At 31.7% G+C, this 20,672-nt stretch carries 20 protein-coding genes and 1 tRNA gene; 12 read left to right on the plus strand and 9 right to left on the minus strand.

What is annotated here, in order from left to right:
- The first annotated feature begins 143 nt into the window (after window positions 1–143).
- From J3S90_RS07815 to J3S90_RS07830, 4 genes are all read left to right on the plus strand, one after another.
- The gene (locus J3S90_RS07815) at window positions 144–2,345 is read left to right on the plus strand and encodes a B12-binding domain-containing radical SAM protein (RefSeq protein ID WP_210645726.1); all 2,202 of its coding nucleotides are present in this window, start codon (window positions 144–146) and stop codon (window positions 2,343–2,345) included.
- Between the two features lie 102 nt (window positions 2,346–2,447).
- Entirely contained in the window at window positions 2,448–2,933 is a 486-nt protein-coding gene (locus J3S90_RS07820; RefSeq protein WP_210645727.1) for a biotin/lipoyl-containing protein, read from the plus strand.
- A 144-nt stretch (window positions 2,934–3,077) separates the two neighbouring features.
- Entirely contained in the window at window positions 3,078–4,517 is a 1,440-nt protein-coding gene (gene accC / locus J3S90_RS07825) for an acetyl-CoA carboxylase biotin carboxylase subunit (protein WP_210645728.1), read from the plus strand.
- A 105-nt stretch (window positions 4,518–4,622) separates the two neighbouring features.
- Complete coding sequence (locus J3S90_RS07830; protein WP_210645729.1) at window positions 4,623–6,164, plus strand: acyl-CoA carboxylase subunit beta; 1,542 nt, start codon at window positions 4,623–4,625, stop codon at window positions 6,162–6,164.
- Between the two features lie 514 nt (window positions 6,165–6,678).
- On the opposite strand, the gene J3S90_RS07835 is transcribed toward J3S90_RS07830, so the two are convergent.
- A tRNA-Met gene (locus tag J3S90_RS07835) sits at window positions 6,679–6,752 on the minus strand.
- A 153-nt stretch (window positions 6,753–6,905) separates the two neighbouring features.
- Here J3S90_RS07835 and J3S90_RS07840 point away from each other — a divergent pair.
- Both J3S90_RS07840 and J3S90_RS07845 read left to right on the plus strand, forming a co-directional pair.
- Window positions 6,906–7,298 (plus strand): START-like domain-containing protein, encoded by a 393-nt coding sequence (locus tag J3S90_RS07840; protein WP_188051112.1) that lies wholly within the window; start codon window positions 6,906–6,908, stop codon window positions 7,296–7,298.
- A 55-nt stretch (window positions 7,299–7,353) separates the two neighbouring features.
- Entirely contained in the window at window positions 7,354–8,193 is an 840-nt protein-coding gene (locus J3S90_RS07845; protein WP_210645730.1) for an aminotransferase class IV, read from the plus strand.
- On the opposite strand, the gene J3S90_RS07850 is transcribed toward J3S90_RS07845, so the two are convergent.
- From J3S90_RS07850 to J3S90_RS07870, 5 genes are all read right to left on the minus strand, one after another.
- A complete protein-coding gene (locus J3S90_RS07850; protein ID WP_188051114.1) occupies window positions 8,190–8,750 on the minus strand; it encodes a YqgE/AlgH family protein in 561 nt (186 codons plus the stop codon). The two genes, J3S90_RS07845 and J3S90_RS07850, sit on opposite strands and share 4 nt — an antisense overlap.
- Window positions 8,751–8,868: 118 nt before the next feature.
- A complete protein-coding gene (locus J3S90_RS07855) occupies window positions 8,869–9,141 on the minus strand; it encodes an HU family DNA-binding protein (RefSeq protein WP_026706853.1) in 273 nt (90 codons plus the stop codon).
- A gap of 179 nt (window positions 9,142–9,320) precedes the next feature.
- A complete protein-coding gene (fmt, locus tag J3S90_RS07860) occupies window positions 9,321–10,268 on the minus strand; it encodes a methionyl-tRNA formyltransferase (protein WP_210645731.1) in 948 nt (315 codons plus the stop codon).
- Window positions 10,268–12,163 carry a RecQ family ATP-dependent DNA helicase gene (locus J3S90_RS07865; RefSeq protein ID WP_210645732.1) on the minus strand — a complete coding sequence of 632 codons (1,896 nt, stop codon included), beginning with the start codon at window positions 12,161–12,163 and terminating at the stop codon, window positions 10,268–10,270. Before J3S90_RS07865 ends, fmt begins: the two co-directional genes overlap by 1 nt.
- Window positions 12,164–12,224: 61 nt before the next feature.
- The gene (locus J3S90_RS07870; RefSeq protein WP_188051117.1) at window positions 12,225–12,764 is read right to left on the minus strand and encodes an AAA family ATPase; all 540 of its coding nucleotides are present in this window, start codon (window positions 12,762–12,764) and stop codon (window positions 12,225–12,227) included.
- Between the two features lie 145 nt (window positions 12,765–12,909).
- On the opposite strand from J3S90_RS07870, the gene J3S90_RS07875 reads away from it, so the two are divergent.
- The 4 genes from J3S90_RS07875 (at window position 12,910) to J3S90_RS07890 (ending at window position 16,375) form a co-directional block, all read left to right on the plus strand.
- Complete coding sequence (locus J3S90_RS07875) at window positions 12,910–13,194, plus strand: DUF493 family protein (RefSeq protein ID WP_188051118.1); 285 nt, start codon at window positions 12,910–12,912, stop codon at window positions 13,192–13,194.
- A gap of 86 nt (window positions 13,195–13,280) precedes the next feature.
- Complete coding sequence (locus J3S90_RS07880; protein WP_188051119.1) at window positions 13,281–14,006, plus strand: DUF4290 domain-containing protein; 726 nt, start codon at window positions 13,281–13,283, stop codon at window positions 14,004–14,006.
- A gap of 77 nt (window positions 14,007–14,083) precedes the next feature.
- Window positions 14,084–15,394, plus strand: a complete 1,311-nt coding sequence (murA, locus tag J3S90_RS07885; protein ID WP_210645733.1) for a UDP-N-acetylglucosamine 1-carboxyvinyltransferase — start codon at window positions 14,084–14,086, stop codon at window positions 15,392–15,394.
- Between the two features lie 111 nt (window positions 15,395–15,505).
- Window positions 15,506–16,375 (plus strand): cation diffusion facilitator family transporter, encoded by an 870-nt coding sequence (locus J3S90_RS07890; protein WP_210645734.1) that lies wholly within the window; start codon window positions 15,506–15,508, stop codon window positions 16,373–16,375.
- Between the two features lie 75 nt (window positions 16,376–16,450).
- Here the strand turns inward: J3S90_RS07890 and aroQ are convergent, their stop codons facing one another.
- The 3 genes from aroQ to J3S90_RS07905 form a co-directional block, all read right to left on the minus strand.
- Window positions 16,451–16,864: a type II 3-dehydroquinate dehydratase gene (gene aroQ, locus J3S90_RS07895; protein ID WP_188051122.1), complete on the minus strand. Its 414-nt coding sequence runs from the start codon at window positions 16,862–16,864 to the stop codon at window positions 16,451–16,453.
- 265 nt (window positions 16,865–17,129) lie between these two features.
- Window positions 17,130–17,780: a hypothetical protein gene (locus tag J3S90_RS07900; RefSeq protein WP_188051123.1), complete on the minus strand. Its 651-nt coding sequence runs from the start codon at window positions 17,778–17,780 to the stop codon at window positions 17,130–17,132.
- A 544-nt stretch (window positions 17,781–18,324) separates the two neighbouring features.
- A complete protein-coding gene (locus J3S90_RS07905; protein WP_210645735.1) occupies window positions 18,325–18,888 on the minus strand; it encodes a porin family protein in 564 nt (187 codons plus the stop codon).
- Between the two features lie 260 nt (window positions 18,889–19,148).
- Between J3S90_RS07905 and J3S90_RS07910 the strand changes: the two genes are divergently transcribed.
- Together J3S90_RS07910 and xerD are read left to right on the plus strand one after the other, a co-directional pair.
- Window positions 19,149–19,658: a hypothetical protein gene (locus J3S90_RS07910; RefSeq protein WP_210645736.1), complete on the plus strand. Its 510-nt coding sequence runs from the start codon at window positions 19,149–19,151 to the stop codon at window positions 19,656–19,658.
- 76 nt (window positions 19,659–19,734) lie between these two features.
- Window positions 19,735–20,631, plus strand: coding sequence for a site-specific tyrosine recombinase XerD (xerD, locus tag J3S90_RS07915; RefSeq protein ID WP_188051126.1), 897 nt, complete (start codon window positions 19,735–19,737; stop codon window positions 20,629–20,631).
- The last annotated feature ends 41 nt before the right edge of the window (window positions 20,632–20,672 follow it).

A 20,672-nucleotide genomic window follows, 5' to 3' on the forward strand; every position in this document is an offset into this window, starting at 1 on the left:
TTCACTTTAAATGGTAATTATAAACTTTATAGTTTAGTTAAATAATAGTAAAGTGTATTAAATGTTATTTAAAAACAAATCCACTTAATTCTTTTCACTAAAAGAATATAAATATCTCTTATTTTTGTACAAAATAATTTCTCTTGAAAACCAAACTTTTTCTGATCACGCCTCCTTTTACACAACTGAATACTCCTTATCCAGCAACTGCTTATATAAAAGGTTTTTTGAATACCAAAAATATAGAATCTGTTCAAGCAGATTTAGGAATCGAGGTAATTTTAAAATTATTTTCAAAAGAGGGATTAACTGCTTTATTTCAATTTGAAATTCAGCAACCAACAACCGAAAACTGCAAACGAATTTTTGCTTTACAAGAAGAATATATAAAAACAATAGATTCAGTTATTGCTTTTTTACAAGGAAAAAATCCAACATTAGCTTTACAAATTTGTCAAGAAGATTTCCTGCCAGAAGCTTCTCGTTTTGCGCAATTAGAGGAACTCGATTGGGCTTTTGGAACTATGGGATGCCAGGATAAGGCCAAACATTTAGCCACTTTATATCTCGAAGATATTTCCGATTATATTGTAGAATGCATTGATGAAAATTTTGGTTTCAGTCGGTATGCTGAACGATTGGGGCGTAGTGCCAATTCTTTCGATGAATTATACGCAGCTTTACAAGAAAAACCGACTTATATCGATGAGGTTTTATTCAAACTATTAAAAGAGAAAATAGAAAATATTCAGCCCACATTATTCTTGATTTCGGTTCCTTTTCCAGGAAATTTATATGCAGCTTTTCGTTCAGCACAATGGGTAAAAACCCATTATCCAAATATTAAAATTTCAATGGGCGGTGGTTTTCCTAATACAGAATTGCGTTCCCTTTCAGACGCTCGTGTTTTTGAGTTTTTTGATTTTATCACTCTGGATGATGGAGAAACTCCAATAGAAGAATTGATTGCAAGTTTACAAAAACAAAAAGAAAATAGTCAAGAATCAGGAACTTTCAAACGAACTTTCCTGTTAGAAGAGGGAAAAGTGGTTTATAAAAACAATTCGACCCAAGCAGACTATAAACAATCGCAAGTAGGAACTCCAGATTATTCTGATTTACTTTTAGATAAATACATTTCGGTAATCGAAATTGTGAATCCAATGCATAGAATGTGGAGTGATGGACGTTGGAATAAACTTACCATGGCGCATGGCTGTTATTGGGGAAAATGCACTTTTTGCGATATATCACTAGATTACATAAAAATTTACGAACCTGTTGCGGCAAGTTTATTGTGCGATAGAATGGAAGAGTTAATTGCACAAACAGGACAAAATGGTTTTCATTATGTAGATGAAGCAGCACCGCCTGCATTGATGCGCGCTTTAGCACTCGAAATTTTACGTCGAAAACTATCTATAACCTGGTGGACAAATATTCGATTCGAAAAAAGTTTTACTAAAGATTTATGCTTGTTGCTAAAAGCTTCAGGATGCATCGCCGTTTCTGGAGGTTTAGAAGTCGCTTCGGATCGTCTTTTAAAACTTATTGATAAAGGCGTAACGGTAGAGCAAGTTGCAAAAGTGACAAGAAATTTTACTGAAGCGGGTGTAATGGTGCATGCTTATTTGATGTATGGCTATCCCACTCAAACTGTTCTGGAAACTATTGATAGTCTAGAAATGGTGCGTCAGTTGTTTGAAGCAGGTGTGTTGCAATCTGGATTTTGGCATCAATTTGCGATGACAGCGCACAGCCCCGTAGGAATGTATCCAGAAAAATTTGGTGTAGTAAAGGAAACAGAAACAATAGGAACTTTTGCTAATAATGATATCAATTATATTGATAATACAGGGATTGATCACGATAAATTTAGTTTTGGACTCAAGAAATCCTTGTTTAATTTCATGCACGGAATCTGTTTTGATTACGAATTGCAAGATTGGTTCGATTTTAAAATTCCGAAAACAAAAATACCTCAAGATTTTATTTTTGATGCTTTACAAGAACAAAGTGATTTTAATACAAAATCAACAGCTAAATTGGTTTGGATAGGCGGAAAACCAAGCGTTGAATATTTTACAAAAACTAAAAAAGGAAATTCTTGGGAAATGGCAATGCTAACTTTTCACGACAAAAAAGAAACTTTTAGTATTCAAACGGGTAAATTAGAAGGCGAATGGCTTTTAGGATTGTTGCAAAAAATATCAGTTTCAAATACAAAGGTTTATACTTTTCAAGAGGTTAAAACGGATTTTGAGAATGAATTGGAAGATTTTGAACTCTTCTGGTATTCTAAACCAATTAACACCTTAAGAGAATTTGGATTGTTAGTTTTGTAAAATTATATCAAAAGAACTATATTAAATTAGCATAAAAATATATTTTTTAAACCCCTTAAACATTTACTTTCCTTATTTTTACATCCAATAAAAAATGTACTTATGAGTATGGGTTATAAAGTAAATGTAAATGACACTTTTCATTTTGATATTGAAAAGGAAAGTGTTTCGCTATTAGATTCGGTTTCTGTGGAAGACAATAAATTTCACATACTACACGAAAACAAACCTTACAAAGCAGAAATTCTTGCTGCTGATTTTCATCAAAAGAGTTACACAGTTAAAGTAAATAACAATACTTACAGCGTCGTAATTTCAAATCCATTAGATGTATTAATCAAAGAAATGGGTTTTGAAGTCGGTCTTGCCAAACAAGTAAACTTCATCAAAGCCCCAATGCCCGGACTAATTTTAGAGATTGGCGTTGTAATTGGTCAAGAAGTAAAAGTCAACGATAATCTAATTATTCTTGGAGCCATGAAAATGGAAAATAGTTTCCTTTCTCCGCGCGATGGAATCATCCAATCAATTTCAGTTAATATTGGAGATGCGGTGGATAAAGGACAATTATTGATTGAGTTTGAATAGAATGTTGTCACAAAGACGCAAAAAACACTAAGATTTTTATAAAGCATTTATGATTTACATCTTTTTACTAAATAGCTACTCAATAAATAAAAAATAACTTTGTGATGTAGTGCCTTTGTGGCAAAAAATAAAAATTTAAGAATAATGAAAAAAATATTAGTTGCAAATAGAGGGGAAATCGCGATTAGAGTGATGAAAACTGCTCAAAAAATGGGAATTAAAACAGTTGCAATTTATTCTACAGCAGATAGAAATGCACCTCACGTAAAATTTGCTGATGAAGCCGTTTGGATTGGTGAATCGCCATCAAATGAATCTTATTTATTAGGAAGTAAAATTATTGAAGTTGCTAAAAATTTAAACGTTGATGCTATTCATCCAGGTTATGGATTTTTGAGCGAAAACGCTGATTTTGCCGAAGAATGTGAAAATAACAATATCATTTTTATTGGTCCAAAATCTAAAGCCATCCGAGTGATGGGAAGCAAATTAGCAGCTAAAGATGCGGTTAAGGAGTACAATATTCCTATGGTTCCTGGTGTTGACGAAGCAATAACAGATATTGATAAAGCAAAACAGGAGGCAAAAACAATTGGTTTCCCTATTTTGATTAAAGCATCGGCTGGTGGTGGAGGAAAAGGAATGCGAGTGGTAGAAACGGAAAGCGATTTTGAGTCTCAAATGAACCGTGCCATTAGTGAAGCTGTTGCTGCTTTTGGTGACGGATCTGTTTTTATCGAAAAATATGTGGCGTCACCAAGGCATATCGAAATTCAAATTATGGCAGATAGCCATGGAAATATCTTGTATTTATTTGAGAGAGAATGTAGTATTCAGCGTCGTCATCAAAAAGTGATTGAGGAAGCGCCTTCTTCCGTTTTAACTCCAGAATTACGAAAAAAAATGGGTGAAGCGGCTGTTTTAGTTGCTAAATCATGTGATTATTTAGGAGCGGGAACAGTAGAGTTTTTATTGGATGAAAATAATAATTTCTACTTTTTAGAAATGAATACGCGTTTGCAAGTAGAACATCCCGTTACCGAATGGATTACAGGAACGGACTTGGTCGAACTGCAAATTAAAGTAGCAAGAGGAGAAGCACTTGCAATAAAACAAGAAGATTTACAAATTAAAGGACACGCTTTAGAATTAAGAGTTTATGCCGAAGACCCTATGAATGACTTTTTGCCAAGCGTAGGTCATCTCGATGTGTATCAATTGCCTGTTGGTGAGAATATTCGTGTGGATAATGGTTTTGAGCAAGGCATGGATATTCCTATTTACTATGATCCAATGTTGGCCAAATTAATTACGTATGGAGCAACTCGTGAAGAAGCCATTCAATTGATGGTAAAAGCAATTGATAATTATCAAGTAGAAGGAGTTCAAACTACATTGCCTTTTGGAAAATTTGTATTTGAACATGAAGCTTTTCGTTCCGGAAATTTTGATACTCATTTTGTAAAGAAATATTATAATGCGGAGCTATTGAAAAAACAAATGAATAAAGAGGCTGAAATCGCTGCTCTCTTGGCGATGAAGCAGTATTTGAAAGATCAAAAAATCGTTAGATTACCAAATTAAAATTGATAATCAGAAATAAGGAAATCTATTTTATTCTAAAAAAATGACTCTTCTTATTGTAGAAAAATAGATGAAAATTGGTGAATTAGCGTTAAAAAAAATCCTATGAAAGATAAAATAGATAGATTAAACAATAAGATTGCTGAAGCGCATTTAGGTGGAGGGAAAAAGCGTATCGAAAAACAACATTCTAATAAAAAACTAACCGCTAGAGAACGTGTTGCTTATTTAATGGATGAAGGTTCGTTTGAAGAAATTGGAATGTTGGTTACCCATCGTACTTCTGATTTTGGAATGGAAAAAGAATTGTATTATGGGGACGGTGTAATTACAGGTTACGGAACGATCAACGGAAGATTAGTTTATATTTTCGCTCAAGATTTTACAGTTTTCGGGGGTTCCTTGTCGGAAACTCATGCTGAAAAAATATGCAAAGTGATGGATATGGCGGTCAAAATGGGCGCTCCTATGATCGGACTGAATGATTCTGGTGGAGCACGTATTCAAGAAGGAGTTCGTTCCTTAGGTGGTTATGCCGATATTTTCTTTAGAAACGTACAAGCTTCAGGAGTTATTCCGCAACTTTCGGCCATTATGGGGCCTTGTGCAGGTGGAGCTGTTTATTCTCCCGCTATGACTGATTTTACCATGATGGTTGAAGACACAAGTTATATGTTTGTTACTGGACCTAATGTTGTAAAAACAGTGACTAACGAAACGGTAACTTCAGAAGAATTAGGAGGTGCTAGTACTCATTCTACCAAGTCAGGAGTGGCACATTGTACATCAACTAATGATGTGGAATGTTTAGAGGATTTAAAAAGATTGTTGAGTTATTTGCCACAGAGCAATAAAGAAGTTCCACCTAGTTTGCCTTATGAATTAGGGGATGAAATTAGGCAAAAATTATTAAATGTTGTACCTGAAAACCCAAATAAACCTTATGATATGCACGCTGTAATAAGCGGAATTATTGATGAAGATTCTTTTTTTGAAATTCATAAAAATTATGCTGAAAATATAATTGTTGGTTTTGGTAGGCTAGGTGGTAGGAGTATCGGAATAATCGCCAATCAACCTATGGTTTTAGCGGGTTGTCTAGATGTAAACAGTTCTAAAAAAGCAGCTCGATTTACTCGTTTTTGCGATGCTTTTAATATTCCTTTGTTGGTATTAGTTGATGTCCCTGGATTTTTGCCCGGAACAGATCAAGAATGGAATGGAATTATTGTTCATGGAGCCAAATTATTATATGCTTTAAGTGAAGCAACAGTTCCTAGAGTGACTGTTATTACCAGGAAAGCCTATGGTGGAGCTTATGATGTAATGAATTCTAAACACATTGGAGCCGACATGAATTTTGCTTGGCCCACTGCTGAAATTGCTGTAATGGGTGCAAAAGGTGCTTCTGAAATTATCTTTAAAAAAGAAATCAATGAAGCAGTTGATCATGAAGCCAAACTGTTGGAAAAAGAAGCAGAATACGCTGATTTATTTGCTAATCCATACACTGCAGCGCAACGTGGTTTTGTCGATGAAGTGATCTTACCACAAGACACACGAAAAAAATTAATAAAAGCGTTTAGTATGTTAGAAAATAAAGTGAGTATTACTCCAAATCGCAAACACGGAAATATTCCTTTATAATTATTTTAGTAAACTAATATGCAAATAATGAAAATAAAAAAATCAACTAATTCAGTTGGTTTTTTTTGTTTTAGGGTAAATTGCGTAATACTAGATGTAGTTATTTTTTATAGTATACTTTTTATATAGGAATACTAATTGTTTGTAGATATTACTTGAATAAATGTTTTTTATTATTTTATGAGTTATAGTTTAGAATTTAAATCAATACAAATAAATTCATTTGCGTTATAATAAGAGCATTTTGAAGCGCGAAATGTTTAATACTTAAACTTCTTTAATAAAATATTTTTAGAACAATCTATGAAGATTATGTTGCCTTTTGGTTCTTTTGGAAAACTACTTTAAAAAAGAAAGCATTGTTGAGATTTGCTTAAACTGGTATTTGATTAAGCGAGCGCATAATTAAAATAGTATAAGATTTGTTTAATTTTATTAATTAATTTTTAATAAATTAAAAATTAATATAAATCAAAAAACCCTTAAACAGTTGTTGTTTAAGGGTTTGTTTTCGTAGCGAAGACGGGAGTTGAACCCGTGACCTCAGGGTTATGAATCCTGCGCTCTAACCGACTGAGCTACCTCGCCAAATATTCAAGTTTTGTTGTCCTTGAATGCGGGTGCAAATATATAAATTATATTAGAGCGTGCAAACATATTTTGAAGAAAAAAAAATATTTTTGTAAATGTTTTTTTTTTGTAGTTATATTCTATATATTTCGGAAAAATTAAAAGCATCTCATGGATCAGAAAGTACGTTACGAAATCGAGTTTCCTATAAATTCTTCGCCTCAATTATTGTATCAATATATATCCACTCCTTCAGGTTTGTCGGAATGGTTTGCCGACAATGTTAATTCTCGTGGTGAATTTTTTACTTTTATTTGGAATGATTCTGAGGAAAAGGCTAGATTAGCTTCTAAGAAAACAGGTGAAAAAGTAAAATTTAAGTGGGTAGATGATAAAGGAAAAGATACAGAGTATTTTTTTGAATTGCACATCTTAGTAGATGAGCTTACTAAAGACGTTTCTTTAATGGTAGTCGATTTTGCAGAAAAAGACGAACTCGAAGAAGCTACTTTACTTTGGGAAAATCAAATTTCAGATTTAAAACATCTAATTGGTTCTGTATAGTAAAATCATATTTTATGACTTATATTTGCCCTGAATATTATTTAGGGCTTTTTTTATGATTAATTTTAATGGATCTATTGTATCACAGGATACCAATGTACTAACTCATAACCGTGCTTTTTTATATGGTGACGGTGTGTTCGAAACAGTTAAAATTGTAAACAATAAAATTCTTTTTCTTGAAGATCATTATTTTAGATTAATGGCTTCGATGCGAGTTGTTAGAATGGAGATTCCTATGAATTTTACAATGGAATATTTTGAACAACAAATTCTTTTAACTTCAAGCGAAAATAATTTTGGCAAGTCTTCTAGAGCCAGAATTACTGTTTATAGAAATGACGGCGGATATTATTTGCCACAAAATAATACAGTATCCTTTATAATTCATACCTCAGTACTAGATAATAGTTTATATTTTATCGAAAAAGAGCATTATGAAGTAGATTTGTACAAAGATTTTTATATTACAAAACAGCTACTTTCGTCAATTAAAACAACTAATAAAATCATTAATATTACGGGAAGCATATTTGCTGATGAAAATAGTTTAGATAACTGTTTGTTATTAAATGATAGTAAAAATGTTGTTGAGGCACTACAAGGAAATGTATTTATGGTATTGGGTAATAAGTTGATTACACCACCAATTTCTGAGGGTTGTTTGAACGGAATTATGAGAAAACAAATACTTGTCTTAGCAAAAAAAATAGAAGGTTTAGAGGTTTTAGAAGAGATTATTTCTCCATTTGATCTACAAAAAGCAGATGAATTATTTGTGACTAATGTTATAAAAGGAATTCAACCGATAACTAAATATCGTAAGAAGAGTTTTGTAATCAATAGAGCAACGCAGTTATTAGGGAAACTCAATGAAATGATAAGCGCTAGTTAATTTAAATAAGGATTTTCAGGCGCATTTAGCCATATAAGATATTCTCCACCCAATTCTTTGATTTGTTCTTTCCAAAAATGAGTCGCAGATTTGCCTATTATTTTATTTTCATATCTATTGGAGTTGATGATCCATGAGTGACTTTCCATTTCGCTTTCTAATTGTTTTTCATGCCATCCTGTATAGCCTAAAAAGAAACGAATATTGTCATTACTGATTTCTCCTCTATTGATAAGTTCTTTGGTAGATTCGAAATCACCTCCCCAATAAATACCATTAGAAATTTCAATACTGTTCGGAATTAAATCTGGAATGTTATGTATAAAATAAAGGTTGTCTTGTTCTACTGGGCCCCCATTATAAATTTTAAAACGCGCATCAATCTCTGGAATTAAATCATGAATGGTATATTTTAAGGGCTTGTTGATTATAAAACCAACAGATCCTTCTTCATTATAGTCAGCTAATAAAATCACTGATCTATTGAATGATAAATCACCTATTATTGTTGGTTCTGCAATAAGTAAGTGGCCTTTTTTTAATTTATCTGTAATCATAGGATTTTATTTTTTAATAAATTTAAGTTTTTTATTATAATACTGCCAAATAAAATCGTTAAAAAGTATAAAAAAACCTTCCATATGGAAGGTTTAGATTATATAGAAGCGAATAGAATTAGTTTACTGCACCTTCTAATTCAGCTCCTGCTTTAAATTTAACTACATTTTTAGCAGCAATTTGAATAGTTTTTCCTGTTTGAGGATTTCTACCATCTCTAGCAGCTCTAGCAGAAACAGACCATGATCCGAAACCTACTAAAGATACTCTTCCACCTTTTTTCAAAGTCTCTCCTACATTTCCTAAAAATGATTCTAAAGCTAATTTTGCTGCAGCTTTTGTAATTCCTGCATCAGCAGCGATAGCATCGATTAATTCTGATTTGTTCATAATAAATAGTTATTAATTGTTGGTTATACAAATTGTTAATACACAAATTTAGTAGGAAATACGTTCCTTGCAAGCGTTTTGTGTTAATTTAATTTATTTTGTTGATAACTTATTTTTTTTGTTGATAAATGAATGCTTTTTTTCTTAATAAAGTTAAAAAAATCCCATTTTTATTGACTTTAGTGCACTTTTGCCTCTTCAGAAAATGATATTCCATTCAGTAATTCTGAGGTGCTCATTTTCTTCTTTCCTGGAAATTGTAATTGTAAAATTTGAATAAATCCATCTTTAACTGCAATTTTCATTTCTTTTTTAGTGCAAATTATGCTTCCGATAGCGTACTGGTGTTCCTCGTTAATAAGATTAGCTTCGTATATTTTTACGTTCCATTCTTCGTTTTTATCAGCAAAAAAGCACCAAGAACTAGGATATGGACTTAAACCTCTAATTAGATTATTAATTTCTAATGCAGATTTTGTCCAATCAATTTTGCAGTTTTCCTTATTGAGTTTGTAGGCTGTTGTAATATCTGAGTCTTCTTTCTGAATGATAGTTGCTACATTTCCTTTTTCAATTAATTTTAAAGTGTCAATAACCGTATGACTTCCTAGTTCCATAAGTCTATCATGCAAATTACCTGCACTTTCTGATTCCTGAATCGCTAATTCGGAACTCAAAATCATTGCGCCAGTATCAATTTTATCATCTATAAAAAAAGTAGTTACTCCAGTTTTTGTTTCACCATTTATAATTGCCCAATTTATGGGTGCTGCACCGCGATAATTAGGAAGTAGTGAGGCATGAAGGTTAAAAGTTCCTAGTGAAGGCATTTCCCAAACTACCTTTGGTAACATTCTAAAGGCGACTACAATTTGTAAATTGGCTTGTAGCGCTTTTAATTCGGATAAAAAATCCTCGTCTTTTAAGTTTGTAGGTTGTAATAAAGGGAGGTTATTGGCTAAGGCGTAATCTTTTACTGCTGAATATTTTATTTTTTGTCCACGGCCAGCAGGTTTGTCTGCAGCGGTAATAACCCCTACAACTTCATAGTTGTTTTTAAGTATAGTATCTAGAATTCCTACTGCAAATTCTGGAGTACCCATAAATACAATTCGTAATTTTTCCATTATGATTTTAGTGTGTATTTGTTATTTGGCTTTACCAAAATTGTGTTATTTTCTAATAGATCTTGAAGTACAAATATAACTTCCTCTGGACTATTTTTAGTCTTATTTTGAATTTCTCTTGAATTTAAATCTTCCGATTGTAATAATTGAATTATTTCTTTACCAAGCGATGTAAAATCTTTTTTCTGAATTTTCTTAGTGATGCAATACGAGCAAATACCACAATTCACCATTGTTTTTTCTCCAAAATAATCTAAAATCAATTTGTTTTTACAAACTGATTTCTCGTTAATATAATGAACTACCGCTTGAAGTTGCTCTTTTTTTAACTGATTTTGGTTTTCTAAGTGTTTCGAAACCCGACTGATAGTTCTCTCATCTTCTCGAACTTCATTAAACACTATAGTAGCATCATTATTTTTAGAATGAAATGCTATGATATCTTTTTCTTTCAATTTATGTAAAACAGCTAATACTTGAGATTCTTTATGATTCGATTTTTTTGCAATTAATTGTAAGTTAAAAGCCGTTTGCATTTCATAAATTCCAGGATAGGTTCGTAGAATAGCCAAAATAATTTCTTCATCATTTTGATTCAAACTCATGTATCGAATTACTTCTTTGGACGGAATAAGGAATTGTAAAGTTATTTTTTCAGAAAATTCCTGTGATAAAGTGATGATTCCTTGGCGGTCAAGAAATTGCAATGCGTTATAGGTTTTTAGGGTAGGAAATTCATATTTTAAACAAAAGTGATGCAAATTAAAAGTAAACTGCTCATTGATTCCTTCTCCATAAGCAATTTGAAAATAATTGTTAAGCTTAATGTAAACTGAATTTAAAAATTTTTTATCTGGAAGTACATTTATAAATTGACTTTCAGCTTGGATAATATCCGAGGAACTAGTTAGCAATACTGCAAAAGCTCTTTCTCCATTTCGGCCTCCACGTCCTGCTTCTTGGTAATAATTCTCCATATTTTCGGGTAATTGAATATGGATAACTGCTTTTACATTGGCTTTGTCAATCCCCATTCCAAAGGCGTTTGTTGCTACAATAACCTGAACTTCTTCATTCATCCATAATTGCATGTTCTTGTCTTTTTCTTTAGACGAAAGTCCACCGTGATAATAGGTAGCTTTAAATCCTAAAGATTGCAATTGTGAGGAGATGTCTAAACATGATTTTCTGTTTCGAACATAAATTATAGAAGGTTGTGGGTTTTTTTTAAGAATTTGTTCTATCCTAAAAAGTTTATCTTCTACTTCAAAAACCATGTAAGCGATATTCTCTCTTGCAAATGATTTTTCAAATAGTTTTGGCTCGTGTAATCCTAGCGCAGTGATAATGTCTTTTTTAACTCTTGGAGTTGCGGTTGCTGTAAGGGCTAAAAAAGGTGTTTTTGGAAAATGTTTTTTTATTGCTGAAATTTTTAAGTAAGCGGGGCGAAAATCATGACCCCATTGTGAAACGCAATGCGCTTCATCAATAGTAATTAGATTTATAGGTAAAGATTTTATACGTTCTAAAATCCAATCTGATTGTAATCTTTCTGGAGATAAATACAAGAATTTATAATTACCAAACTGGCAATTGTCTAGTAAATCGATTAATTCTTCGGAACGTATGCCACCAGTTAATGCAATTGCTTTTATATTGCGCTTTTGCAAATTTGCAACCTGATCTTTCATCAGCGCAACTAATGGCGAAATGACTAAGCATATTCCATCATTCATTAAAGCCGGAATCTGAAAACAAATAGATTTTCCGCCTCCAGTTGGCATTAAAGCAAAAGTATCATTACCGTCTAAAACAGCTGTGATAATTTCTTTTTGAAGCGATCTAAATTTATCGTGTTTCCAATACTTTTGGAGTAAGGCTAGTGCTTCGGGCATATAATACAGATTTCAGTTCCTTTAAAAACACCTTAAAACATAAATAACTAAGAAAGTTAGATTATTTTGAAATTTCATCTAATATAAAAATAATTCTGTTATCCATGGTGTCTTTTGGAACTTCTATTAATTCATAACCGTAATTTTTATAGGTTTCTATAAGATGGGTATTGATCAATTTTGCCTGTTCAAAGTTTTCATAACGCGCTTCGTCACTGATGTAAATTTCTTCCCATGGTGGAAGAATAAAAATTTTAGAGTAAGTATGTTCTCGGCACGCAGTATCAAAGCTAGCTGGATAACTATCTCCAATATAGTGCATGTAGGCAAGCACATCAGGAATTCCTCTGTCTATAAACACCACATCATGTGATTCATTGTAGGCATTTACGAATTGTTTTTTTCTTCCCTCCAGCAATAACTCGCTGAATAATAAAGGTTTTTCTAAAAACAACTGTTCAATTCCTTGTTTTTTTGCTTCCAAAGTAACTTCCCGAGAAATTTCGGGATAGCAACAATATCCTTTCGCGACTAATCCGTCGATAATAGTAGATTTACCTGTTCCAGGACCGCCAATAATAACTATGATTTTTGTTTGCACTTTTAAAAAATAAGGCGCAAATTTACTTAAACTAATTGGAATTTGAAAAAATCATTTGTTTTAAATGGGATTAGTTAAAAAATTATATTTCAAAATTCATAATATAGGTTTGAAACAGTATCTTTGCTAATATTTTAAAAACACTATGGATAACAAGACTAAAGAGTTCTATGATAGGTTAAAAGTAGAGTTGGATTTGAGTAATACTTGGCCAGCAATCTATTTATTCAAATTTATTGTACCTACAGAAAATGATAATATAGCGCGTGTAGAAGCTGCTTTTGATTGCATGGGCGCAGTTATCAATACCAAAAAATCTAAAACTGGAAAATTCACTAGTATTTCTGTTGATGTTACTATGAAAGATTCTCAAGAGATAGTAGATAAATATCTAGAAGTTTCAACTATTGAAGGTATCATTTCCCTTTAAATAATTAAGATAATTTAATTGGCATAACCGATTTTAATTCATAAATCGTTTCAAAAGTCAGTTGAATAAAAAACATAAATTCCAATATGAATTCAAAGTACATTAAAGAAAATGCAAATGATATTGTTCATCATTTGGAATACAATGCAGAGCGATCGCATTTAATTATTCCAGAATACGGTAGACATTTGCAAAAATTGATTGATCAAGCAACTCAAATAAAAGATGATGTAGAGCGCAACAAAGCGGCCAAATACATTATACAAGTTATGGGAAGTTTGAATCCTCATTTGCGTGATGTTCTTGATTTTCAGCATAAATTATGGGATCAGCTTTTTATAATGTCTGATTTTAAATTGGTAGCAGATTCTCCTTATCCAATTCCATCTCGTGAAGTTTTACAACTCAAACCAGATGTTTTAAACTACCCACAAAATTTCCCAAAATACAGGTATTATGGTAATAACATAAAATACATGATTGATGTGGCAAATAAATGGGAAGATGGAGATATGAAAAGTGCTTTGGTCAAAGTGATTGCCAATCACATGAAGAAATCTTATTTAAGTTGGAACAAAGACACCGTTAAAGACGATGTGATTTTTGAACATTTATACGAGCTCTCTGATGGGAAATTGAATTTGCTTCAAAGTAGTGAGGAGTTATTGAATACCACAGATTTATTGAGAACTAATAAACGAGTTTCTAATAAAATTTTACCGGTAGGTCAGCCTAAAATTCTAAGTAATAAGAATTCAAAAACGGGTAAACCTAATCCAACGCATAAAAATCAAAACAGAAAACCTTTGTAACACAGTTTAGGCAAAAATCACTCTTAATCTAAGTAGTAATATAATGCCTTAAACAATAAACTCATAACCTTAAAAAAATGGGAATTTTTAAAATAGAAGGCGGTATTAGTCTAAAAGGTGAAATTACACCACAAGGAGCCAAAAATGAAGCTTTGCAAATATTGTGTGCTGTTCTTTTGACACCTGAGAAAGTAATTATTAATAATATTCCTGATATTATCGATATTAATAAACTAATCACTCTTTTGGGTAATTTGGGCGTTAAAATCCAAAAAAATGGTTCAGGTTCTTATATTTTTCAAGCAGATGAAGTGAATATGAGTTACCTAGAAACAGAAGCATTTAAGAAAGAAGGCGGCTCGTTGAGAGGTTCAATTATGATTGTTGGGCCACTTTTAGCACGTTTCGGTAAAGGATATATTCCAAAACCTGGAGGAGATAAAATTGGTCGCAGAAGATTGGACACCCATTTTGAAGGATTTATTAATCTTGGTGCTAAATTTAGATACAACAGAGAAGATCATTTTTATGGTGTAGAAGCTCCAGAAGGATTAACAGGTGCGAGTATGTTACTCGATGAAGCATCGGTAACTGGAACTGCTAATATTGTTATGGCAGCCGTTCTGGCAAAAGGAATGACTACAGTATATAACGCTGCTTGTGAGCCTTATTTACAACAGTTGTGCAAAATGTTAAATTCTATGGGTGCTAAGATTACTGGCGTAGGATCTAACTTGTTGACAATTGAAGGAGTAGAGCGTTTGGGAGGTTGTGAACACCGAATTCTTCCAGATATGATTGAAATAGGAAGCTGGATTGGTCTAGCAGCTATGACAAAATCAGAAATTACTATCAAAAATGTAAGCTGGGATAATCTAGGATTAATTCCGAATACATTTAGAAAATTAGGGATTACATTAGAACGCAGAGGAGATGATATTTACATTCCTGCTCACGTTAATGGGTATGAAGTAAAAACGGATATTGATGGTTCTATATTAACTATTTCAGATGCACCTTGGCCTGGATTTACGCCAGACTTATTGAGTATAGTTCTTGTAGTGGCAACTCAGGCAAAAGGAGATGTTTTAATTCATCAAAAAATGTTTGAAAGCAGATTGTTTTTTGTTGATAAATTAATTGACATGGGAGCTAAAATTATGTTGTGCGATCCGCATCGTGCTGTAGTTATGGGCCATGATTTTAAATCACAATTAAAAGCAACTACAATGTCATCACCAGATATTCGTGCTGGAATCTCATTATTAATAGCTGCGCTTTCGGCAAAAGGAACGAGTACTATTCAAAATATTGAACAAATCGATAGAGGATATGAACTAATAGATGAACGATTGAGAGCTATTGGAGCACAGATTATTCGTGCCTAAATAACATTAATTATATAAAATTTCGTTTAAGTAAACCTATAGAATTTGAATTTAAAATCGAATTCGGTTTACTTAAACGATTTTAGTTTTAATACCTCACATAATAAAAGCATGTCAAGCGAACAAACTGCAATAAAGGCTACCTATTTTAGTATCATTGGGAACACTTGTATGGCCATTATTAAAGGTTTGGCTGGTTTTTTTGGAAATTCTTATGCCTTGATTGCAGATGCAATTGAATCAACTACTGATATTTTTGCTTCTTTCTTAGTATTGTTTGGAATTAAATATTCTAGTAGACCAGCAGATAAAAATCATCCCTATGGACACGGAAGGGCAGAGCCACTAATAACTTTTTTGGTAGTCGGTTTTTTAATCACTTCGGCTACAATTATTGCTTACGAAAGCATTATAAACATTCAGACGCCACATGAGTTGCCGAAACCTTGGACGTTAATAGTTCTTGGAGGCATTATTATTTGGAAAGAATATTCTTTTAGAGTAGTCATGAAAAGAAGCGTGCAAACGAATAGTTCGTCTCTTAGAGCTGACGCTTGGCATCATCGTAGTGATGCCATAACTTCTGTGGCAGCTTTTCTAGGAATTTCAATTGCTTTATTTTTAGGTAAAGGATATGAAGCTGCTGATGATTGGGCAGCACTATTTGCATCTGGTTTTATTTTGTATAATAGTTATCAGATATTTAGACCTGCATTAGGCGAAATAATGGATGAGCATTTATATGATGATCTAATTATTCAAATTAGAGCTGTCTCCTTAGAAGTTGAAGGAATTATTGATACTGAAAAGTGTTTTATTAGAAAAGCCGGAATGCAATATCATGTTGATTTGCATGCAACCGTAGATTCTACAATTACGGTTAAAGAAGGGCATTTCCTTGCTCATAAATTAAAAGACACATTACGAGAAAGAATACCAGAATTAGGCCATGTGCTAATTCATGTAGAACCTAATGATTAAAGCAAAATTCTACCTAGATTTTGAAAAAAGATCTAATTTTATTTTAATAATTTATTCTATTTTATAAGTAATAATTTATAAAAAAGATTGAATTGCTAATTGGTAACTTTTTAAACCAAAGCCTAAAATAACACCTTTGGCATTTCCAGAAATGTAAGATTGATGTCTGAAGCTTTCGCGAGAAAAAGTATTAGAAATGTGGACTTCTATAACTGGAGTTGTAATTGATTTTACAGCGTCACCTATTCCAATAGAAGTATGAGTATAGGCTCCAGCATTCAGTATAATACCATCAAATGAAAATCCGTACTCTTGAATTTTATCGATCAATTCGCCCTCAATATTACTCTGAAAATAAGAGAAGTCAATAGTTGGAAATTGTATTTGAAGCATTGTAAAATATTCTTCAAAAGTTTGGTTTCCGTAAACGGCTGGCTCGCGTTTTCCTAACAAGTTTAAATTGGGTCCGTTGATAATGCATATTTTCATAGAAAGTGTTTCTTGTAAAAGTAAAAAAAATATCTCCATTACTAAAAAAAAAATATTTTTTGAAACATTGATTTCTTAATAAATTAAGTAGCATTCTTAGAATGTTAAATAAAATTAAGACTTAAATTGTAATCTCTCTTAATTGTTCCTGCTTTAATTATGAATAATGTCTAATCTTTTTTTCTTAGGAGGATATTAATTGTTTATATAAAAAAAATCCCGTTCTGAATTTTCAGAACGGGATTTAATATAATGATTGTTAGGACTAGAATTGGTATCCAAGTCTAACTCCACCAAAAACATCAGTAGCTAACGTGTTCCCTTTACTACCTGGAGTAGTTGTAGTGTTTGTAACGTTACCAACTTTTGTTGAATTTTTAGCATCTTTTAAATTTTCAGTCATAAAGCTTAATCCAGCTTCAACTCCTAAGTATACTTTTTTAACGATGTAGTAATCTGCACCAGTAAAAACTGCAACTCCAAATCCTGAACTTTTTTGTTCAGATTTATTGTAGTTCCCATTGTCAAAAATAGCATCTGTAGTGTTTTTTCCAAAACCTAACATTAAATCAGCTCCACCATAAGTAGACAATCTGTTTGTTCCAGCAAAATGCTTTTCAACACCTAATTTTACTGTGTTTGCTGCTGTTTTTTTAGTAGTTGTAAGTGTACCAGCAATAGCTTCAGTTTTTTCATTATCCAAACCTAAACCAACTCTAAAAGCTAAATCATCTTTTAAGAAATATCTGAATTTAACACCACCACCATTTAAATCAAAATTAGCTGCGTTTAATCCACCAGTTAAAAGTACTTCAGTTGTAAGTGTACCAGTTGTTGGTTTGTAAGAAGCATCTTCTTGTGCGTTAGCTGCTTGGAAAGCGAAAAATCCTACTGCAATTAAAAAAATCTTTTTCATCTTAATTATTAATTTTTGTTGTTTGATATCTTTTGCTCTGTGCAAAATTTTTGCAAAGGTAGATATAAAGATCTTATTTTTATTACTTTTTAATGTTAAATCTTCAATTTTTTGAAAGTAAAATACTATATTATTTTTAAATCATTGATTTATAACACATAAGGTTACTGGTATTGATTTCTTTTTTAATCTAATTTCATGTTTTTTTTTATTTACACGATTAATCTTTCAAAAAGTAATTCAAATAATTTTTAAATTCATAAATAGTTGCATCCTATAATGTAATTTGAATCATTTTTTTTATATCTGAAATTCCATTTAATCATCAGTATTAAAGAATTAGTTGTATTCTGAAACATACTAAAAACTTGCTTGAAACTATTTTCTAAAAGTTATTCCTTAATTTTTATCAAATTTATTTCATTTAAAAATTACTCTTTAATAAAGAGCATTATTAATAAAATTAGAGGATTATTACTGTTATCGATAAAAAAAAGCCGTTACAAATTATGTAACGGTTTTATCTATATTTAAATATTTTTTATTAGAATTTAAAACCTGCTGAAACTTGAAGTACTGAGTTCTTAACTTGAGCCTCTTTCGAAGCATCTGTAAGTCCTAATACATAACGTCCTTGCAGAAAAAAGTTTTCAGTAATGTTTAAACTTAATCCACCAGCTACGCCAAACTCAAAAGTTTCTGCATTTTTTGCATCAAATTTATTTTTTTCACTTACTAAAAATGAAGCTTGTGGTCCAAGATCTAAACTAATGGCTTTATTTAAACTTATTTTAGCCATGACTGGGATAGACAAATAGCCTAATTCATTTTTAAAATCTTCAATTGCATTTTTGTACGTAGCGCCTTCAGTGGAATATAATAATTCAGGCTGTATTGCAAAACCATCTGTTAGTTTTAATTCTACTAGCAAACCTGCATGATAACTAGTTATAGCATCTGTTTTGTAATTTTTGCTATTTACTGTAATATCACTTCCGGTTTGATTGGCGTAATTCAACCCTCCTTTAAATCCAAATTTGACAGCTTGTGCATGTAAAGCTGTAAAACTGAATGTTAATACAGCTGCTAAGATGATTATTTTTTTCATAATTTGTTTTTTTATTTATTAAAATTTCGATTCGAGTATAAAACTCTATAAACTTAAAATTATTGTGTTTTTTCTACTTCTAAAATCACTATTTTAATGTTGTATTATCTCTTTTTTATCATAATTTGTTTTATTAGAATGACTTAGTTTTATCTTTCTAGGTTTAATAACTATAAAATATAATTATTTTTTAACAGAGTTAATTAAAAAATTAACAAGATTAATTATATATTTGGGTTGTTAAATTTAAAAAAAATAAAATGAAAAAAATTATTTTAGCTGCTGTAGCAGTTATGGCATTTGGTTTTGCAAATGCACAAGAAGGTCAGTTTAAGGTAGGAGCTCATGTTGGTTTACCAATGGGAGATTTCAAAGATGCGTATTCTTTAAATGTAGGTGCAGATGTTGCTTATTTATGGAATGTAGCAGATGGTTTTAAAGTTGGAGCTACTACTGGTTATAGTGCTTATTTGGGTAAAACAACAAGTATTAATTTAGGTTTTGGTCCTGTTGAAACAAAAACGACAACTGCTAGTTTTGTTCCTGTAGCTGCTACAGCTCAATTTTCTGTAGCTGACAACCTATTTTTAGGTGCAGATTTAGGGTATGCTGTTAATGTTGGTAAAGGTGATGGTAATGGTGGTGTATACTACCAACCAAAATTTGGTTTCCAAACAGAAAAAGTAGAAGTTTATTTAGGATACAAAGGAATTTCTCTTGATGGTGGATCATTTTCTTCACTTAATGTAGGAATGAATTTTAAATTCTAATTTTCCTAGAAATTATTTTAAAAACCTCTCAACTGAGAGGTTTTTTTATGCCTTAAAAAAGTGTTTCTTTGTATTTATGGATTGGAAAAAGTACATAAAGAAATATCAGTCGTATTTAAGAATCGAAAGAGGTTTGTCTAAAAATACACTTGAAAATTATTCCTATGATATAGAGCGACTTTGTCTTTTTCTAAATCAGAACGAAATCGAAATTTCACCAATTGCAATTAAGGAAGAAACCTTGCAACAATTTATTTATAGTGTTTCAAAAGAAGTTAATCCACGTTCACAAGCCAGAATAATTTCAGGTCTTAAGAGTTTTTTTGATTACTTAATATTTGAAGATTTGCGAGTTGATAACCCTTTAGAGCTTATAGATTCTCCTAAAACGGGTCGTAAACTTCCAGATACCTTAACCGTAGAGGAAATAGATACGCTTATTGAGGCTATTAATCTGAATTCTAATGAAGGAGAGCGCAACCGTGCAATGCTAGAAACTCTTTATGGTTGTGGACTTCGTGTTTCTGAACTTATAACATTAAAAAATTCAGATTTATTTTTTGAAGAAGGTTTTATCAAAATAACGGGTAAAGGAAATAAACAACGGTTCGTTCCAATAAGTGAAATTACTCAAAATTACATTCAGATGTATAGAGAAACGAGTAGAAATCATGTTACTATACAAAAAGGATTTGAGGATACTTTATTTTTAAATCGCAGAGGCAGACAGTTAACGCGTGCTATGATATTTACTATTATTAAAAACTTAGCTGTAGTAGTGAATTTAAATAAAACAATCAGTCCTCATACATTCCGTCATTCTTTTGCTACACATCTTTTAGAAAATGGTGCCGACTTGCGGTCTATTCAATTGATGTTAGGGCATGAGTCTATTACAACTACAGAGATTTATGTGCATCTGGATCGAAGGTTTTTAAAAGAAGTGATGAATACCTATCATCCTAGAAAATAAAAATTCCAAAAACCATTTGACTGGAATTTGGAATTTTAAGT

This window comes from Flavobacterium flabelliforme (genome assembly GCF_017948675.1).
GTDB classification, from domain to species: domain Bacteria; phylum Bacteroidota; class Bacteroidia; order Flavobacteriales; family Flavobacteriaceae; genus Flavobacterium; species Flavobacterium pygoscelis.